The 18,165-nt window shown below is 56.5% G+C and carries 11 protein-coding genes; 6 read left to right on the top strand and 5 right to left on the bottom strand.

Translation table 11 applies throughout. The features are described 5' to 3' along the window. Positions 1–3: 3 nt before the first annotated feature. The 3 genes from ygfZ to Pla52o_RS22305 form a co-directional block, all read right to left on the bottom strand. Positions 4–909, bottom strand: a complete 906-nt coding sequence (gene ygfZ, locus Pla52o_RS22315) for a CAF17-like 4Fe-4S cluster assembly/insertion protein YgfZ (protein WP_146596857.1) — start codon at positions 907–909, stop codon at positions 4–6. Positions 910–1,172: 263 nt separating this feature from the next. Beyond that, positions 1,173–3,125, bottom strand: coding sequence for a 6-phosphogluconolactonase (locus tag Pla52o_RS22310; RefSeq protein WP_146596974.1), 1,953 nt, complete (start codon positions 3,123–3,125; stop codon positions 1,173–1,175). 28 nt (positions 3,126–3,153) lie between these two features. Continuing rightward, on the bottom strand, positions 3,154–4,089 hold the full coding sequence (locus tag Pla52o_RS22305) for an ROK family protein (protein WP_146596856.1): 936 nt from the start codon (positions 4,087–4,089) through the stop codon (positions 3,154–3,156). A 337-nt stretch (positions 4,090–4,426) separates the two neighbouring features. Here Pla52o_RS22305 and Pla52o_RS22300 point away from each other — a divergent pair, with 337 nt between their 5' ends. After that, positions 4,427–5,227, top strand: coding sequence for a 3-keto-disaccharide hydrolase (locus Pla52o_RS22300; protein WP_146596855.1), 801 nt, complete (start codon positions 4,427–4,429; stop codon positions 5,225–5,227). Positions 5,228–5,382: 155 nt separating this feature from the next. Here Pla52o_RS22300 and metF read toward each other — a convergent pair whose 3' ends face one another. Continuing rightward, positions 5,383–6,249 carry a methylenetetrahydrofolate reductase [NAD(P)H] gene (gene metF, locus Pla52o_RS22295; RefSeq protein WP_146596854.1) on the bottom strand — a complete coding sequence of 289 codons (867 nt, stop codon included), beginning with the start codon at positions 6,247–6,249 and terminating at the stop codon, positions 5,383–5,385. A gap of 278 nt (positions 6,250–6,527) precedes the next feature. Beyond that, positions 6,528–7,358, bottom strand: coding sequence for a phytanoyl-CoA dioxygenase family protein (locus tag Pla52o_RS22290; protein ID WP_146596853.1), 831 nt, complete (start codon positions 7,356–7,358; stop codon positions 6,528–6,530). A gap of 505 nt (positions 7,359–7,863) precedes the next feature. On the opposite strand from Pla52o_RS22290, the gene Pla52o_RS22285 reads away from it, so the two are divergent. The 5 genes from Pla52o_RS22285 to Pla52o_RS22265 all read left to right on the top strand — a co-directional run bounded on the left by Pla52o_RS22285 (position 7,864) and on the right by Pla52o_RS22265 (position 17,814). Then, positions 7,864–9,228 (top strand): metallophosphoesterase family protein, encoded by a 1,365-nt coding sequence (locus Pla52o_RS22285; RefSeq protein ID WP_231612562.1) that lies wholly within the window; start codon positions 7,864–7,866, stop codon positions 9,226–9,228. Continuing rightward, entirely contained in the window at positions 9,225–13,070 is a 3,846-nt protein-coding gene (locus tag Pla52o_RS22280; RefSeq protein ID WP_146596852.1) for an AAA family ATPase, read from the top strand. Before Pla52o_RS22285 ends, Pla52o_RS22280 begins: the two co-directional genes overlap by 4 nt. 589 nt (positions 13,071–13,659) lie before the next feature. Then, the gene (locus Pla52o_RS22275) at positions 13,660–14,721 is read left to right on the top strand and encodes a TIGR03009 domain-containing protein (RefSeq protein WP_146596851.1); all 1,062 of its coding nucleotides are present in this window, start codon (positions 13,660–13,662) and stop codon (positions 14,719–14,721) included. A gap of 1,370 nt (positions 14,722–16,091) precedes the next feature. Next, on the top strand, positions 16,092–16,838 hold the full coding sequence (locus Pla52o_RS22270; protein WP_231612561.1) for a ParA family protein: 747 nt from the start codon (positions 16,092–16,094) through the stop codon (positions 16,836–16,838). Next, the gene (locus Pla52o_RS22265) at positions 16,831–17,814 is read left to right on the top strand and encodes a ParB/RepB/Spo0J family partition protein (protein ID WP_197169434.1); all 984 of its coding nucleotides are present in this window, start codon (positions 16,831–16,833) and stop codon (positions 17,812–17,814) included. Before Pla52o_RS22270 ends, Pla52o_RS22265 begins: the two co-directional genes overlap by 8 nt. The last annotated feature ends 351 nt before the right edge of the window (positions 17,815–18,165 follow it).

The raw sequence follows: 18,165 nt of genomic DNA, 5'->3' as shown, positions 1-18,165 counted from the left end.
GCGTTATTCGATCACCGTCGCGACACAGTCACTACCTTGGGCTGTCGCGCCGGGATCGAAATGCGTTCGTCGTGCGAATCCAATCGCCAATCCCTGGTCGTCTGCAATCTTGGTCACGCTGGTGAGCCGCACGACCGTTTTGCCATCCGCATCTAGCGTCGTTCCTGGCGCGGGAAGCGTTCCTTCAATCGACAACCGAACCCGTTTCTTTTGCACTTGCCCAAGTGCGTCCAAGCGAGCGACCGTTTCTTGGCCGAGGTAACAGCCCTTGGTGAAGGAGATCGTAAAGTCTTCGCGGTTGATTTCTTGCGGCAGATTCGAGTCGTCGATATCGATGCCGTACCAGGGATAACCCGCGACCGTGCGCGCGTGATCAAACGAGCTCTCGTCACCCAGTTTTGTGGTCAGCCCTTCGTCGAATGTCGCCATCGCCGCATCCAGATCCCGACGAGCCACCAAAACCAGCCAACTGGTGTCGTTGAGCCAGCGGACGCGATAGGTGCTGCCCGGGGTCTCGCCTAGCGAACCGTCCCACCACGTCAGCGGATCTTCGTGAGGTGCCGACGGCAAACTGGCAAACAAGAATCCGACGAATTCCTCGTCCCGGATCGTGACCGCCGCATCCTCGCGAATGGTGTAGCGATCCGCGTGAGCAGCGAAGGACTCGCTTTGCCGATGCGCGGCAAGTCCTGGGGCTCCGATCAAGCGAAAGCCATCTTCGCGGCGAAAAATGTGGAAATGAGCGAGTGTTTTGCCACGTACATTGGTCACGAAACTTTCACAGCCTTGGCCAACCTCAAGCGATTTGACGTCGTTGGTGGTCAAGTTGTGCAGGATCGCAGTGGCGTCGGCGCCGAGGATGTCGACGACCGAAAGCGATGATAGAAGGTGAATTTGAGTGGTCGTCATCGAAGCCGGTTGGGGGTTAGGGTGAGCGGTGGAGCGGCTCGGTACATGAAGGATGCATTCTAGCGAGGGCAGGGCACTTCGCCACCGCGTGTGCCCACCGCGTGAGTGTCCTGCGCGTGTATCGGCGATCCGATGCTAACCACGCCGGCCGCTGACACTCGCGCGAACCGTTGGGGTGCGCGAGCGCTTCGGGCGGTTGCGGAGAATGCCCGATTGGTTGACGGCGATCGCGGCGGGGCGACGTCGGGGACGGATCGGGACGCTTACAATTCGATGCCGGATTTGCCGTCCCAACGCACGAAGCCCTCGATCGCGGCATACTCGGCGAGTCCTAATAAATCGTAGCGTTGGGCTGTATCGGCGTTGCGTGCTTCGGCTCGCTGCCAGAATTCTCGCAGATCTGAACCCGGAAACAGCGCGCGGTCCTTTTGAGATTCGTGTTTGAAAATCGCCACTCGTTTTCGCTCGACTTCCAACGGGCTCAGTGGGACCGCCATTTCGATGTCCTCGGGGGCCCATTCCTGCCAAGCGCCACGGTACAGCCAAACCGCACAGGCCTCGAACCAGGGATCGTTCTGGCACTCTTGGCAGGCCTGCAGAATCGCGCTCAAGCAAACTCGGTGGGTGCCGTGTGGATCGGACAGATCGCCTGCGGCATAGATTTGATGCGGCTCGATTTTACGCAACAGGTCGACCGTGATTTGAATATCGATGTCACTCAGCGGCGCCTTCTTGACTCGTCCAGTTTGGTAGAACGGCAAGTTCAAAAAGTGCAGATTTTCGTCCTTCACGCCACAGCAACGAGCTCCTTCGCGAGCCTCGCCACGTCGGATCAGGCCTTTGATTCGTTGGATTTCGTCGCTGTCGACTTGCCCCGAACGTTTCTTTCGTAGGAATTCGTCGACATGGTCTTCGAGTTGTTCGAGTCCCTCGGCATGAATCTGGAATTCGCGGCAGAAATCGCCAGCAAACTCCGCAAAACGAATCGCATCTTGATCAAATACAGCGATGTTTCCCGAGGTTTGATAGGCGATATGGGTGTCGTGACCTTGATCGACCAAGCGGATCAGCGTTCCGCCCATCGAGATCACGTCGTCGTCGGGGTGCGGCGAAAAGACGATCACACGTTTGGGGAAAATGTCGTCGCGGTGCCCCGGTCGATCGCCCACCTGTTTCGCGTGCGCTGGCTTGCCGCCGGGCCACCCCGTGATCGTCGATTGCAGATGCCGAAAGACACGCAAGTTGATGTCGTAGGCGCTGCCATGATTGGCCAACAGGTCCTGGAAACCCGCTTCGTTGTAGTCCGCTTCGGTTAACTTCAAAATCGCTTTGCCCAGTCGGGTGGCCAGCGAGATCACGGCACGCCGTGTGGTTGCGTTGTCCCAAGTGATCTGGCTGACCAACCACGGCGTTTCAAAACGGGTCAAGCTTGATGCAGCCGCTTCGTCTAAGAAGACCACGGCGCCCTCGTGGCCTTGCAAAAACGTCGCGGGAATTGCTGGTGTCGCTTGCTGTTCAACCGCTTGGAAAATGATCGACGCTTTGCCTTCGCCAAAGCCGAGCATGAAGATTTGCTTCGATTCGAGAATGGTGCCGACGCCCATCGTGATTGCATGACGAGGAACGTTTTCGGCGCCGAAGAAGTTGCTCGCCGCATCGATTCGCGTGACGCGGTCCAAGGTGATCATGCGGGTGCGGCTGCTGCGTTCGCTACCGGGCTCATTGCAACCGATATGGCCATTGCGACTGAGCCCGAGGATTTGGATATCGATGCCACCGGCCGCCGCAATTTTGGCTTCGTACGCCGCACAGAATTCGGCGACCTCTTGTTTGTCGATCGAGCCATCGGGAAAGTGGATGTTCGACGGGTCAATATCGACGTGGTCGGTTAGGTATTCGCGGAGGAAACGCGAGTTCGATTGCAGTTCATCCGGTTGCATCGGAAAGAATTCATCGAGACTAAAGACAACGACGTTGGCAAACGAGAGCGATTCTTGCTGGTGCAAGCGGACCAGTTCTTCGTACATTCGCGTTGGCGACGAGCCGGTCGCTAGTCCTAAGACGCACGTTTGTCCCGACTCCGCGCGTGCGCGAATCAGAGCCGCGATGTCGTTGGCTGCCGCGATGCTGGCGTCCGACGCTTTGGCGAACACTCGGCAGGGGATTTTTTCGCGAACCGTGTTGTCTGCTGTGTTGATGATTGCTGTCTCCGTCATCATGGAACTCCTTTTAGAACCTCAAACATTATAAGAGATCGCGAGCCACCATGGCGGCGCCGATCATCCCCGCTTGATTGCCGAGGGTTGCGAATTCAATCTTCATGTTTCCGCCAACCTGGACCAAGGTTGTCTCTTTGACACTGTGCCGAATTTGCTCGAGAAACTGCAGGCCCGTTTTCGTTTCGCTGCCGCCAAAGGTCATTGCCCCGCCGAGTAAAACCACGGCGGGATCGGCGACTTGGCCCATCATTCCAATCGCACGGCCCACATAAACGGCCGTCTCGGAGATGACGTTTTGGCAGATCACATCGCCTCGCTCCGCTCGACTGGCGATTTTCAAGGGAGTGATTGCGCCGGCGTCTTCGCCGCTGGCTGCGATCATACGGGCGATCACGCCGCTCGCGCCGGCGTAAGTTTCCAGGTGTCCGCGACTTCCACAAGTGCAGGGGAGTGCCTCGGCGGAAAAGTCGATCGCAATGTGCCCTAACTCGCCGGCACAGCCATGGTCCCCGCCGTGGGGATCGCCGCCGACCACCATCCCACAGCCGACTCCCGTGCCAAGCGTCACGAGGGCTAGGGATTGTCCACCGAGAGACCGCAAAGCGTGCTCGGCGTAGGCCGCCGCGTTCGCATCGTTGACCACGATCGAGGGCAAGCGGGTAATTCGGGCAAGTTCGTCACGCAGAGGAACCCCCAGCCAACCTTCGAGATTGACGACTTCACGGAGCACGTAAGCTCGCGTATCGAGGACCCCTGGGACCGCCAAGCCGACCGCCGCAATGGGCCGATTGCCTACGAATTCAACCGCGTGCTGGAAAACATTTTGCGGAGTTTTGAGAGTGCTGGTCGCCGTGCGGTCTGAGTCCACAATGCGACACTCCCCATCGACTAAACCGAGTTTTACATCGGTCCCGCCGACATCGATACCAAGATACAAGGGGGCAGGATCGGAAACAGGCATGTCGAAAGGGGGCAAAGGAAACGCGAGAGGGCATTCGATAATCCGAATTCGTGACGCTCATCATAGTCGCATGCGCGATCCCTGCGGCATAGGTGGCGTTGTTTTCCCAGAGCTCGACAAGGTCCCAGTGGCCGACGAGGGTAGGTGTTGACGAATGTGCGAAAACGTTGGATTGCGCGGCTTGGTTTTGTCGTCGGGAATTTTCATGGTCGCGGTTGCCCTGTGGTGGAACTCAGCAGCGACATGGGATTCCAATTGCGATTATGATGAATGCCGATCGCGTTCTTCACACTCTCCCCCCCATTAACCTCTCGAATTTGTCAGCGAGTTTTTACGCATGATTTCTCGGATCTTCGTTGCTGCGACCTTTGCCCTTGTCTCCTGCTCATTCGCCGCTGCGGAGGAGGCGGAAACCGCGGGCCCGGAAACCGGAAAATGGGTTTCGCTGTTCAATGGCGAAAACATGCAGGGGTGGACGCCTAAAATCCGCAATCACAAGCTGGGCGATAATTTCAAAAACACGTTTCGCGTCGAGGACGGATTGCTAAAAGTTCGTTATGACGGCTACGAGAAATTTGACCAAACGTTCGGGCATCTGTTCTACAAAGACGCCTTCTCGCACTATCGATTTCGCGTTGAGTATCGATTCGTGGGCGACCAGTGTGCGGGCGGGCCGGGATGGGCGTTCCGCAACAGCGGGGTGATGATCCACGGTGAACAGCCTGAAGCGATGAGCCTCGATCAAGATTTTCCCGTCTCGATCGAAGTGCAATTACTCGGCGGCAATGGAACGGATTCCCGCCCCAACGCTAACTTGTGCACCCCCGGAACCAATGTGATCAAGGAGGGCAAGCTGTTCACGCCCCACTGTGTCAGTTCCTCGTCGGAAACCTTTCATGGCGACCAATGGGTCACCGTCGAGATCGAAGTGCACGGCAACCAATTGATCAAGCACATCATCGACGGCAAAACCGTGCTCCAGTACAGCGAGCCTCAGCTCGACCCACGCGACCCCCACGCAAAAGAATTGGCCGAGAAACAGGGAGGGATTCAGCTCAACGGTGGATCGATTTCCCTGCAATCCGAAAGCCACCCGATCGATTTCCGCAAAGTCGAAATCATGGTGCTCGAAAAATAGAGTCGGCTTGGAGTGGTTTGACTGGATTGGAAATTAGGGTGCGAGCCGTGGCGGAAGTCGTCAAGGCTTTCGGCGAATCACGCTGCGAATCGAAATTCTCGCGTGTGTTCGGCTACCCTAAAACTAGAGTTTGGCAAACCATTGCGGCCTCGCTACTAATTCAAGTCGACGCCATCGAGAAGTTTCTCCGCTGCGTCGCTTTTGTTCAACACGTAGTAGTGAATTCCGGGAACGTCGTTCTTGATCAGGTCGATTGTTTGCTCTCGAGCATGGTCGACTCCGATTTTGAATTGCGAATCTTCGCAATCGGTCGCGTTCATTGCATCGCAAAGCACGCTGGGGATAGCCGCTTTGCACATCGACGCGATCCGCAACGCTTGCTTGAAATTCGTCACCGGCAGAATGCCTGGGACGATCGGTACCGAGATTCCTGCTGTGACACAATCATCGCGGAAGCGATAGAAATCGGCGTTGTCGTAGAACAATTGAGTCACGACGACATCCGCGCCAGCGTCGACCTTTCGCTTTAGATTATCGAGGTCGGTCTTCGCATCGACCGCTTCTTGGTGCACTTCGGGATAACCGGCGACCAGAATGCCGAAGTTTTTGAAGCGGCTTCGAATCAGTTCCACCAGTTCGTTGGCATAACGCAATCCGCCTTCGACCGCTTGGAATGTTTCGGTGCCCTTGGGCGGATCCCCACGCAGGGCCACGATGTAATCGATCCCTCGAGTCTGGGCTTCGTCTAAGTAGTCTTCTAATTGAGCCACCGTCGAGCCGACACAGGTCAAATGCGAAGCGACCGGCAGCCCCGTGATTTGTTTGACTTGCTCGACCACGTCGAGCGTCGTGCCACGGGTCGAACCGCCCGCGCCATAGGTGCAAGTGAAGAACGTGGGGTTAAATTCCTTCAAACGCTTTACATTCTTCATCAACGTTTCGATTCCCGCCTCGGTTTTGGGGGGGAATAGTTCGAACGAGATCGCACAGCCAGACGAGTTGAAATGAGACTCTAGAGACATTAATACTTAATTCACGGGGGGATTTCCAAGGCTAGCACCCAGAGCGAGCGTCCGCATTGTAATCATATGCTCGGCGGGTTGAATCCCCTCGCTTCCAAGTCATTTGCCCCGTTCACGCTCGCTGCGAGTTAACGAGATTCGCCCGCAAATATGAATCCCGGCATGGGAATTAGCAGGCAAACTGCGCCGATTGTGGGGTGTTCGCCTTGGGCCTTGTTGACCGCCCTGTATGTTGACCGCCCTGTATCGCGTCACCATTCAAAATTCGCGTGATCGGTTCAGTGCGAGGGACGCTTCGCACCAGGCCATTTGCTGGGAAGGGCCGTTCCTCGTACCACGACCCCTTTTTGATTCCAGCCCAAATAGGCGTGAACGTCGGCGGGGCAATATCGTAACGTCAAGCCACAGCGGCGGCGATCGCTCCGATTCGGCGAGGATCCGTGCAATAGCAGGTCGCTGTGAAGCGATATCTGCCCGGCCCGCAGTGGCGTCAACGAGGCGGTTCCATATCGCTCGGGATGATCGACGGTTTGGTTCAACACGTTGCCGGTACTTGAATCGCTAACCGCGAAATCAATTAGCCCGTGTTTGTGTGACCCGGTGAAAACTTCCATGCAGCCGTTTTCGGCGTCCGCGTCATCGATTGCAAGCCATGCGGTGACCGCTTTGCTAGGTGTCAACGGCCAATAGCTACAATCTTGGTGCCAATCGACCCGTTTTCCGTCGCCGGGCATCTTGCAAAAGAAGTGTGAGCCCCAACCGATGACATTCTCGCCGAGCAAGTCGGACACGTAAGCCACAATCCGCTCGTTGGTCAAAATATCCCAGGCCAGTGTGTGTTTCAGATGGGCGCTGCTGATCGAGTAGCTGTCTCTGCCTGCTGCAAGCGTCTCCGCCAATAGGCTGTCAAAGTGGCTGCGAATCGAGGCGATCGCATCCGCGGTGTAGGCCTCGAGCGGTCCGAGATAACCGTTTGCGTTCCACTTCGCAATTTGCTCGGAGGAAAGCGTTTGCGGTGAATCGTTGTCGGTCGGAAAGAAATCGATCACCCGCGGTTGAGAACCAATCGCCTCGCGGTCGGGAATGGTGTCAAAGTCGTTTTTGTTCATGGGGGCCATTTTGAATCTAGGATACTGGACTTTCGATAAGTCGCCATGTTTTCCTGCGCGGCGACGTATGCGGGGGAAGTCCGAGTGGAAGTCGCGGTGCTCCTCATCGGGTTCTTGTTGGCCAGGTAATCCCCTCGACCGATCGAGTCATGTCACCCGAAGCGGTTTCGAGCGGGCTGAGCGCGAGCAAGCGAGAGGGCAGGGCAGGGGGGCGATTCGCTGCGACGCCTCCGTCTTGAGTGTAACTTGATTCTTTTCAGGCTCTTGGTTTAAACCACTCATCCCACGTTGTGCAGGCCGCCCAGTTGGCCCAGTGTGCGGGACTGTGTTTTTGCTAGCGTCGCAATGAGCTCGATTTTTCGTGAAACATTGCAAAACTGACTTGGTCCTTTTTTGCAAGTTTCGTTAAACTTCCAGGCCTACGCAGCCGAGGTGAGCTGCCCACACCGACAAAACCAGGCTTTGCAAGCAAAGCTTGGGGTGGCGTTTGGGTTGGTTCACCGCCATGCCACAGTTCGCAAATGAATTGAACGAACTGCGGCTGCGACGTGTTTTGCAGGGACGCCGAGACCCGCGGTCTTCGCAAAACGGTTATGCCACGGAGCCTATCCCAGGGAGGGAACCCATGCCGGGCGAGTCGTTCCGATTTATTCACGCCAGCGATTTCCATCTCGAAGCCCCCCTTGGGGATCTCGACGCGATCCCACATCACCTTCGCGAAGCGATGGCCGACGCGCCACGTCGAGCGGCGAAGGCGGTGTTTGAGGCGGCTTTGGTCGACAACATCGATTTTCTCGTGTTGTCGGGTGATCTTCTTAATCCCCAAGCTGCCGGTCCGCACGGGATGGCGCTGTTGTTGGATTACTTTGAAAAGCTGAACGCCAAAAAGAAACCCGTGTTCTGGGTTGCCGGAACTGCGGATGATCCCCAAAAGTGGCCCGAGGCAGCGCCGTTGCCCCCCAACGTCACGTTGTTTCCCAAGAACAAGGCGGTAGCAATTCCCGTGGAACGTGCCGGGCGAACCATCTGTGTCGTCGTTGGCCGTAGCAGTGAAGGGCGTTCGACACTTCACGTTCCCAGCTACCGCATCGATCCTACCGATGAATACACCGTTGCGATCGGCTACGGTTCCTCCGATGCCGACGCGTTGAAGGAAGGGCGATTCGATTACTGGGCACTTGGCGGCAAACATAATCGCCAGCAGGTCGACGGCGGTGCCGAAGGTGCTGCGGTTTACTGTGGTTCACCTCATGGCCGCTCGCTCGACGAGCCGGGGGCCCACGGCTATTCGATCGTAGACGTCGATGCCGACCAGACGACACGGGTGCATGATGTTGATTGCGACGTCTTTCGCTATTGCCAAGTCGAAGTCGATGCCGCCGAGATTGCAGCGGTCGGAGGTATTCGCAATCTGTTAGGCGAACGGATCGTGCGACTCCAGCACGACCATGGCGGGCGTCATCTGTTGATCGGTTGGGATATCTCGGTTAGCAGCGGCGAAAGCTTGCATGCCATTGGTGATTCCGAGGAATTGCTGCAATGGCTCCGTCGTGAATATGGATCGGGAACGCCAGCGGCTTGGACGGCGTCGCTTGTCGTGCGTCCGCCCAAGCACTACCCCAAGTCGTGGAACGATGAAGACACGATTTTAGGCGACTTTTTGCGGGCCGCAGAAAAGCATCGCAAGAGTGACGCACGTGGATTGAATTTGTCTCCGTTCACCGAAGAACACTCCGGTATCCAGAGCACGACCTCGTCGCTGTTGGCCGACGTTTCCCCTGCGGCACGCGAAGACATCCTTGACCAAGCTACGCTGTTGGGCGTTGAGCTTCTGCGTGGCGGCAAACCAAATTTGGTGCATGAATCATGAAGATAAAAGACATTCAAATTGACGGTTTCGGCGTTTGGACAGGGCTCTCGGTAGACTCGTTGCCCGACGGGATGACGTTGTTTTACGGACCCAATGAGGCCGGCAAGACCACGTTGATGCAGTTTGTGCGTGCGATGTTATATGGATTCACCTCCGAGCGTCGCCAACGTTACATCCCACCGGTTCACGGTGGGACACCGGGGGGAGCAATCCGCGTTTCCGGTCCGGGCGGTGGTTACCAGATTCGTCGCACTAGCCAGCTCACCGATGCGGGGATTACCGGGAACTTGACGGTTACCGGCCAGGATGGCCTCGCCCAAGGACAACATCGGCTCAGCGGTTTGTTGGGCCAGATTGACGAGCCTATCTTTACCAATGTGTTTGCGATCGGGATTCGCGAGCTGCAAGAATTGAGCACGTTGGACGGTACCGACGCGGCCGACGAGCTTTACAAATTGTCGAGTGGCCTGGATCGCGTTTCGCTGGTCGATGTGCTCCGCAATTTGCGGGACGGGCGCAAGAGCATGATCGGCAAGGAGAGCGTCGTCGATTCCGAGGAGACGGCGAAGCTAGCGGGGATGGTCCGTAAACGCGAAAAACTTCGCGATGAAGTCGAGCAGCTCACTCGCCGCGGTCGCCGCTGGAGCGAACTGGCGACCCAGCGTCGGTCTCAGCAACAGGAAATCGAAACTTCCTCCGAACGTATGCTCGCTTGGGAACGCGAGGCTCGTTGTGTGGAGATCGCATCGAGCGTGTTCGAAACCTGGACTCAACGCGACGACTTGAAGAAGTTGATTGCGGAAACCGAAGGGCAGTCCGAACTGCCCGACGATGCGCCTGGGCAACTAGTCCAGATCGAAGCGATGGTCGAGGACAGCAAGTCCAAGATGGAGGAGGTAAAGGCAAAACGGCGTGCGCTGCGCGTCAAGAATGAACAATTGCCGGTCAGCAAGCGATTATTCGACCTGCAGGGCAAGATTGAAGCGGCGTCCGAGCAAGCGACTTGGGTCGAAGCGCTCGAAGAGCAAATTGAGCGACTCGATGGCCAAATCGAAAAGGCACGCAAGCAGCTCGAAGTGGATGCGGATCGGTTGGGGATGGACGCCTCGGATACCGCCGCCGTTATTGACGGCGATCTGTCGATGTTGCCCGATTTGTCGAAGCAAACGCTGGCGGCGTTGTCGGCTCCGGCGAAGCGGGTCAAGGAGCAATTGTTCTTGCTCAAACAAGCTCGCAGCGAAGGGGCCGAGCATAAGCAGCGCGCCGAAAAAATGGGATCGCAGTTGCAGGGCATTTTGTCTCGGGCCCGCGCGACCAATTTGCAGCAAGCGATCCGCGAAGAGAATGAGTTGATCACCGCGCTTCGCCACCGCAGCCAATTGGGCGAGCATATCGATAAACTCAAGCGTCATTACCGTGACCTCGAGAAAGAATCGGTCAACCTGACCACCGACGAAGCGTTGCCGATGGATCGGCTTGTTTTGTTGGCTGTCCCCTTTGTGTTCGGCAGTCTGTCGCTGGTTTACGGGATTTCCAACCTGCTGGGGTTGACCTGGTTTTCTCCCGACCCTGACCCGACCGCGGGGATGTTTTGGTTGTTCGCCGGATTCATGGCGATGATGACGTATTACTTTGGCAAAGAGAACGGAATGCGTTCGACTTCGCGCGATCTCGATGATTGCGAACGCCAAATCGACACGTTGCGCAAACAGATTCGTGAGTTGGAAGCCGAGCGGAACGATGCCGATTCTTCGCTGCCCACGAGTAGCGAGTCGCTCGAATTACGCATCCGCGAGAGTGAGCAATTGCTAGCGGAATTGGAAGCGATGCTGCCAACCTATCACAATCACGAAGCGGCGTTGCAGTCGTACAAGACGGCACGCACGCGGGCGACCGAGGCTGCCGATGGTTTGAAGGATTCACGCCGCGAGTGGGCGGCAACGCTCAAACGACTGGGGCTTAGTGAGTCGATGTCGCCTTCGAGTGTTCGCGGTTTGAGTGATGGCTACGAGACACTTTTGAATAGCCGCCGTCGTTGGGATGAATTGAAAACCGAACGTGAGCAGCGAAAACGCGAGCGTCAAACCTTGGCGCGTCGCATCGAATCGTTGTACTTGGAAGCGCTCGATCTGCGTGACCAGGTAGCCGGGCGAACGCCGCCCGATGGGGTTGAGGAAGACGACGTCGACGATTCCCCGGCTTCGGCCCGACCAAGCCGCGCACGTTCGAATCCATTGGATCAATTGAATCATTTGCATGAGGAGCTCTCTCGGCAACAGCACTGGATCAAGCAACGTCGCAGTTTAAAGGAGCAGGACCAGCAGCTGAAAAAACAGCAAAGCGGTTACTTCCGCGCGATCCAACGTGGCGAGACTCAGCGTCGAACGTTGTGGGCCAAGTGTGGCGTCGCAACGCCGGAGCAGTTCTACTCGCTGGTTGATAGCAAAGCGAGTTTGGCTGAGATGCGCAAGGAGTATGCCGAGCTTGACAAGCAGGTTCGCTCGATCATCGGAACGCATGTCGACTATGATGCGGTCGCCCGTGAACTTGATGGGGCGAAGCTAAGCGACATCGAGCGTCGCTTTGATTCGCTGACCACGCGAATGACCGAGACCGAAACGCGCGTCGCGCAGCTAAGGACACAGCAAGGTGAGTTGGCTCAAGAGATGAAGCAGCTCGGCGAAGACGCTCGTCTGGCGACCGCCCAATTGGAGTTGGCGTGTGTCGAGCGAAAGATTGCCTCGTCCGTTCGTCGTTGGCAAACGCTTGCAATGGCGAGCTGTTTACTCGAAGACGTTTGCGGAACCTTCGAGCGTGAGCGTCAGCCCGAAACGTTGCGTGAAGCGTCGTCGTTCCTCAATCAATTGACCGACGGAAAGTACAACCGGATTTGGACGCCGCTCGGTACGAATCAATTGAAAGTTGATGATGCCGAGGGCAATGCGTTGCCGTTGGATGTGTTGAGTCGGGGGACGCGAGAAGCGGTTTTCATCGCGCTGCGATTGTCATTGGCTGCGGCCTACGCTCGCCGTGGGGTGATGTTGCCGCTGGTTCTCGACGATGTGCTGGTCAACTTTGATCGCGATCGAGCGGTCTATGCGGCTCGCACCTTGAAGACGTTCGCCGAACTCGGGCATCAAGTCATGATGTTCACTTGCCACAAACACATCGTCGAGATCTTCCACGAGATTGACGTCCAAGTGCGTATGATGCCGCCGCAAGGTGAACCGGGACGCGCTGAGATTCTTGTTCCCGAAGCGCCGAGCGAAGAAGAAGAGTACGAAGAGGAAGAAGAATACGAAGAAGAGGTCGTTGCCGAAGAACCGGACGAAGAGCCAACGCCCGCACCGGTCGTCGTGGTGGTGAAGGAAGAGCCTAAGCCAGCGCCCAAGGTCTTGTACGTCCGCAAGAAAATTTCGAAGCCACAACCCAAGCCTGAACCGGTCAAGCCTGAACCCGAAGCGATCAAGCCTGAGCCTGAGTTGGTTAAGCCTGAACCGACGCTGGTACCACAGGTCGAAACGCCGGTTGCCGAAGTGCTTCCGGTCGAGCCGCCGAAGCCCGCGCCACGCCGGGTTGAGCCGAAACGCGGCAGACCGATCGTGATCGAGCCCGAGTACGTCGACGACGAGCCGGAGTATTCCGATCCCGAGCCCTCGATCGGCTGGGCATGGTTCGAACGTGAGCCTGAACGGCGGATTGCTTCGTCCGAGGACGAGATGGCTGCGGTCGCGCGTAGCGAATGGATCGAATCGTCGGAGATCGATGACGGCGACGAAATCGAAATCAACGAACAGGTCCAGAGCCAGAAGGATCCTTGGTGGCAGGCCGCCGCAGAGTAGGCGGGGCAGGGGAGCGGTCAGCGTCGTGTGATGCCAGGATTAAGCGTTGGGGTTGGATGTCACGCAAGCCGTCACGGCTTTCGTAGTCTTTGCCCAACGGACTGGAACTCATAGCAATTTCCGCTACCTACGATTTGGACTTAGATATATATATCCCGTGCTACGTCCTATCTCTGATATTTTGGGGAGTCGATCTTGCTAAGATCCTTCCGCACCCAAGAGCTGGATGGGGGGACATTGCTGAGCTCAAATAAGTTGGGGATCCCGACTGACACAGTCGACGAAGCACTCGGTTTTCCCTGCACACGATGCTTTTATCTTGATACGCTTTTATCTTGATGCGAATGCGTCTAACCGCGGGGTCCGTGGATGGATCGCACGGTGGCTCCGACGCAAACGGGGTTACGGGTAGGGATTCGGTCACGCCAAGCGATTCGCCTGAGTGACGGATAAACACTCGCATTGTGAAAACTTTAGCTTTTCTCTCTTTCCCTCGCGCTTTAATCGCTGTTAAAGTCGCCCCGTAGATCGGACCATACGGACATGGCCGAAGTCAGAGGTTCACGACTTTTTCACATAGGCGTCACGGATGATGCGACCTAACTGGACAATGCTGCTGGCTGCGGCACTGGCGGTTCCATTGGCGATCGAGTTTCGAGCAGTAATGGCACAGCAGCCAGCCCCACAGACTCAGGCTGGCGCAAACGGAAACGTTCCCTCCTACGCACAAGGCGGTCAAACGTCTGGTAAGGCAACACCGGCACCGCAAGGTCAGGTGGCAGCGCAAGGTCAGGTGGCACGCCAGTCAATGCAGAATCAAACTGCGGCCCCGGTACAGAACGCCCAGCCTTTTGCTCCGCTCAATGCCGCCCAACAAGCTCAACTTCAACAGCTACTGCTGGCTTGGCAACAACAAAGCCAAGGCACACGAACGCTGGATTGCAAATTTCAACGCTGGCATTACGACAATCTTGCCGCCCCGGTTGGCCAGCATGCGACTCGGGCCGACGGCGTGATCAAGTATGCTTCGCCCGACAAGGGGTTGTTCCGCGTTGACTCGCTCGTCTTCTACAGCGGCATGGAAAATGGCAAGCCCGTTTACAAGCCGCAGTCAGGTTTGTTTGGCGAACATTGGGTCTGCAATGGAAAGCAATTGATTGAGTTCGATCGCAGCCAGAAGCAATGTAAGATTCAAGATCTTCCCACGGAGATGCAGGGCAAGCAGATCTTCAACAGCCCGTTGCCGTTTGTCTTTAATCTGGATGCCGTCGAGATCCAGCGTCGTTATTGGGTTCGCCAAGTGGCGGCTCCCAATGACAAGCTGGTGCTGATTGAGGCGTGGCCAAAGCGTCAAGACGATCGGGCTCAGTACAAGATGGTTCAGATCGCGTTAGAGAAAGAGACGTTCTTGCCTCAGGCGTTGATCATGTACGCGCCCAACTTCCATGCCAAGAACGCCCCGAAGTGGGACCACTACGAGTTTGTTGACATGAAGCGAAACGGTGTCGGCAATGCGATCTCGAACTTCATGGACAACTTTATCCAAGAGCGACCACCAGCAGATTGGACTATCTTCCGCGACACGTTCAATCCCAACGCTGAGCCGCCCGCTCAACAAGCGGCGAACCCTCGCGAAGGCCAACTCAAGTAGAACGGCATCGTTCTCGTTCGCAGCGGAACCATTCATCGAAAGCCCAGGGCATTGCTCTGGGCTTTTTTCGTTGGTTAATGCAGATCGGCAGGAATGATTCGGCGTGATCCACATGAGCCGAAGGGTGCGAGGCCGGCCGATTGCTCAAAAACGTGGTGCGCATTTTGAATGATGTACACAAACAAAATTATAAGCCGACGCGTGAGCGAGGGGCTTTTATGAAGGAGCCCTCGCTTAGGCTTTGGGTTATGAAATATCCGCGTCTAGTGCTTCGTCTCGCCTAGGGATTGGGGTTGAAGCTATTAGCCGCTTTGGCGTTAGCCACGGTTCTGTCGCTAAAACCGTGGCTAACGCCATGCCGCTAATCCCAGAAGTAAAGTTTGACGCAGTACTAGTGCATTTTTAAGAATGACGTGAGATGCAAACCGTAGCTGCGTTCGCAAGAACGCGGTCCCCCGTCGGGCGACACTAGCTACATAAAATTTAGATGCTCTCGCCCCGGTCGTGAATCCTTTTCGTTATCCACACCTTCAGTCGCGTTAGCAACGACCGCAATGGTTACCGTTGGAGTTCGCTTCGCTCGATCGCTGGATATTGACTGAGGATCCCTTCGGGATGATGCTCAAGCAGCCGTATCGGTCCATCTTGGCATTTACGGCTTTCGGGACTGCAGCGAGCCACTCTCCGCCATGCTTAGCGGTCAGGAGTCTTTCGGGATACTAGCCGCTTTGGCGCTAGCGGTGGTTCCCGCGTTCAACCGGAGCTAACGCTGGACCGTGGAAAAGTTGGGGTTGTGGGTTTTTTGGTTTGCGCAATTTTCATCCCGACGGAATGACAGACAGTAGCCGGTGGTTTGAGCGCAGCGAACACCACCGGAAGGCCAGCGTGGATGTCCCAACCGACCCCGCCGGGTGTCGCAGACCGAGCATCTGCGACACCCTGCGGGGTCGGCGGTGTACTACGGTTCGGATTCCGGGGATGTCGCTACGCTTATCCCCGGCTATTTTCTAAGAATCCCTTCGGGATGATGACAAAGCCTTCAGGACAAAGATCGCGGAACAAAAATGCCTTGATGAAATGCTCTGTCCATACCAAAGTTTTAGCAGCCCAGGCTAACGCCCAAGCGGCTAATGGGATTTTTCCCAAGCATTCCTGCCTACGTGCTTACCACGCAAGCTAATGCCGCACGTCGAAAACGGCGTATCGGCGGTTGTCGAGGCGTGCCGTCGCTGCAGTCTGGCCTTGAAATACGGCCCATCGTCAAGTTCAGTTTCTTGTGAAACCAGTCTTGTTTCACCTGAAACTTATATCGTACGGTTCGTTGTGGCTGCGACGGAATGCAGTCGGTCTCTAATAGGAACGTGGACACGGTGGGAAGGATTCTTTGCGTGGTCAATCAGAAGGGAGGCGTGGGGAAGACAACCACCGCCGTGAACCTTTCGGCCGCATTAGCAATGTCCGGAAAACGCTCGTTGCTGGTCGATCTCGACCCGCAATGCAATGCCACCGGGTCGTTAGGCTTTGAGCCTAGCGACGGACACGCGATCATTGGGACCGAATCGATCGAAAGCAATATCGTGGAAACGCAAGTGGCGAACCTATCGATGTTGCGTGGCAGTCGGACGCTGCAGGATGTCGATCGTTTAGCCGACGCGGGTGAGACTGAAACGTCCCAGGTGCGAAAGCACCTTGATTCGATTATCGACCAATACGATTTCATCTTGGTGGATTGCCCACCGAGCGTGGGTCCGCTAACGCAAACCGCCTTGACCGCCAGCACTGAGGTGTTGATGCCGATCCAGTGCGAATACTTTGCGATGGAAGGACTGACGCAATTAATCCAGACAATAAAAAAGGTGATCGTCGCCACCGACGGCAGACTGACCTTTGGTGGGATCCTACTAACGATGTATGATCCCTATCTCGAATTGACCCGAGAAGTCGACGAGGAAGTACGCGATTTCTTTGGCGATATTGTGTTTGACAGTGTCGTGCCTCGGGATGTTTCGCTCAGCGAAGCACCGAGCCACGGCAAAACCGTGTTTGAGTATGCACCGCGATCCCGCGGCGCGTTTGCTTATACCCAGCTGTGCATGGAGGTGCTCGAGCGTGACTAGTGCAACAACGAAGGATCGACGTTTAGGGAAAGGGCTAGCCGCGCTATTGGGCACGCCCCTGGATGACGATGGGAATCCCGTTCATGAAGCAAGCGACCTCGGTGGTCCCCGGGAATCTGGTGGATCGAGTAAGGTCCAATCGCTCGAGATTAGCGTCGACGAAATCCAGAACAATCCGTTTCAACCACGACGCGAATTCAATCCAGAGGAAATCGCATCACTGGCGGAGAGTCTAAAGAACCATCAACAGCTGCAGCCAGTGTTGGTTCGCATTGTCGATGGCAAGTACCAATTGATCAGCGGCGAACGTCGGCTGCGAGCGACCATTCACGCAGGATTGAAAACGATCCGTGCCGAGGTGCGTGAAGCGGACGATCGTTTGGTCGCCGAATTGGCGATCATCGAGAACTTGCAACGCAAGGACCTCAATCCCATTGAAAAGGCGTTGTCATTCAAACGCTACATCGATGAGCACAAATGCAAACAGGACGATCTGGCGCGTCGCTTGAGTATTGACCGCAGCACGATCGCCAACCTGATGCGACTGCTCGAATTGCCCGACGCGATTCTCGACTTGTTGCAAGCTGGCGAGATCAGCGCCGGACATGCTCGGGCGCTATTACCGATTGGTGACGAGGAAATTCAAATTCGCACCGCCGGTAAGATCATGGAAGAGACTTGGAGCGTTCGCGCTACCGAGACGCATGTTGCGGAGTTGTTGAAGGCCGAAGAGGATGCCGAGACCGGCAAGAAGGTCGTCAATGCAACCCGCCAAAAGCGACGATCGATTTCGCCTCAGATCGAAGCGATGCAGCAAGAGATGCGAATGATCTTCGGCACCAAGGTCGAGATCAAAAGTTCAGCACGCGGTCGCGGCAAGATCACCTTGCACTTTACGGACCCCGACGAATTCGATCGACTGCGTGCGATCCTCGCCGACGCCGCACAACCACCGCGTCTGAAGGTTGCCGGCTAAGACGCTGCGGCAAATGGGTTGTCGTCCTTGCCGCAGGGCAGGGCGACACCGGGGCAAACGTCCCGACGCGGATCACGAGGCCAGCGCCGAAGGGAGCGGCCTCAATCTGGATCCCCTTCTGTCGGATCCTCTCATCCGGATCCCTCTCGTCCGGATCCCTCTCATCCGGATTTTTGGCAGAGCAGGGCAGGGTCCAGCGAGAGTTGCCCCCCAATGGATTGCGGGGCCCCAGCGTATCCCAGCGTATCCCGGCGTTCAAAAGTGGACGCGCTGCGGCTGTCACCGTATCTCTGGTATTTCTTCCACAATGCCATCTTCTTTGGTAGCGGTGCGATGCCGCCCGGTCGCAGT

The organism is Novipirellula galeiformis (assembly GCF_007860095.1).
GTDB lineage: Bacteria > Planctomycetota > Planctomycetia > Pirellulales > Pirellulaceae > Novipirellula > Novipirellula galeiformis.
This window is presented reverse-complemented; position numbering and strand designations above follow the sequence as displayed.

Coding starts and splice junctions, on each gene's coding strand:
- ygfZ (WP_146596857.1), bottom strand. CDS start 909: ATGACGACCACTCAAATTCACCTTCTATCATCGCTTTCGGTCGTCGAC.
- Pla52o_RS22285 (WP_231612562.1), top strand. CDS start 7,864: ATGCCACAGTTCGCAAATGAATTGAACGAACTGCGGCTGCGACGTGTT.
- Pla52o_RS22310 (WP_146596974.1), bottom strand. CDS start 3,125: ATGACGGAGACAGCAATCATCAACACAGCAGACAACACGGTTCGCGAA.
- metF (WP_146596854.1), bottom strand. CDS start 6,249: ATGTCTCTAGAGTCTCATTTCAACTCGTCTGGCTGTGCGATCTCGTTC.
- Pla52o_RS22300 (WP_146596855.1), top strand. CDS start 4,427: ATGATTTCTCGGATCTTCGTTGCTGCGACCTTTGCCCTTGTCTCCTGC.
- Pla52o_RS22290 (WP_146596853.1), bottom strand. CDS start 7,358: ATGAACAAAAACGACTTTGACACCATTCCCGACCGCGAGGCGATTGGT.
- Pla52o_RS22305 (WP_146596856.1), bottom strand. CDS start 4,089: ATGCCTGTTTCCGATCCTGCCCCCTTGTATCTTGGTATCGATGTCGGC.
- Pla52o_RS22275 (WP_146596851.1), top strand. CDS start 13,660: ATGATGCGACCTAACTGGACAATGCTGCTGGCTGCGGCACTGGCGGTT.
- Pla52o_RS22280 (WP_146596852.1), top strand. CDS start 9,225: ATGAAGATAAAAGACATTCAAATTGACGGTTTCGGCGTTTGGACAGGG.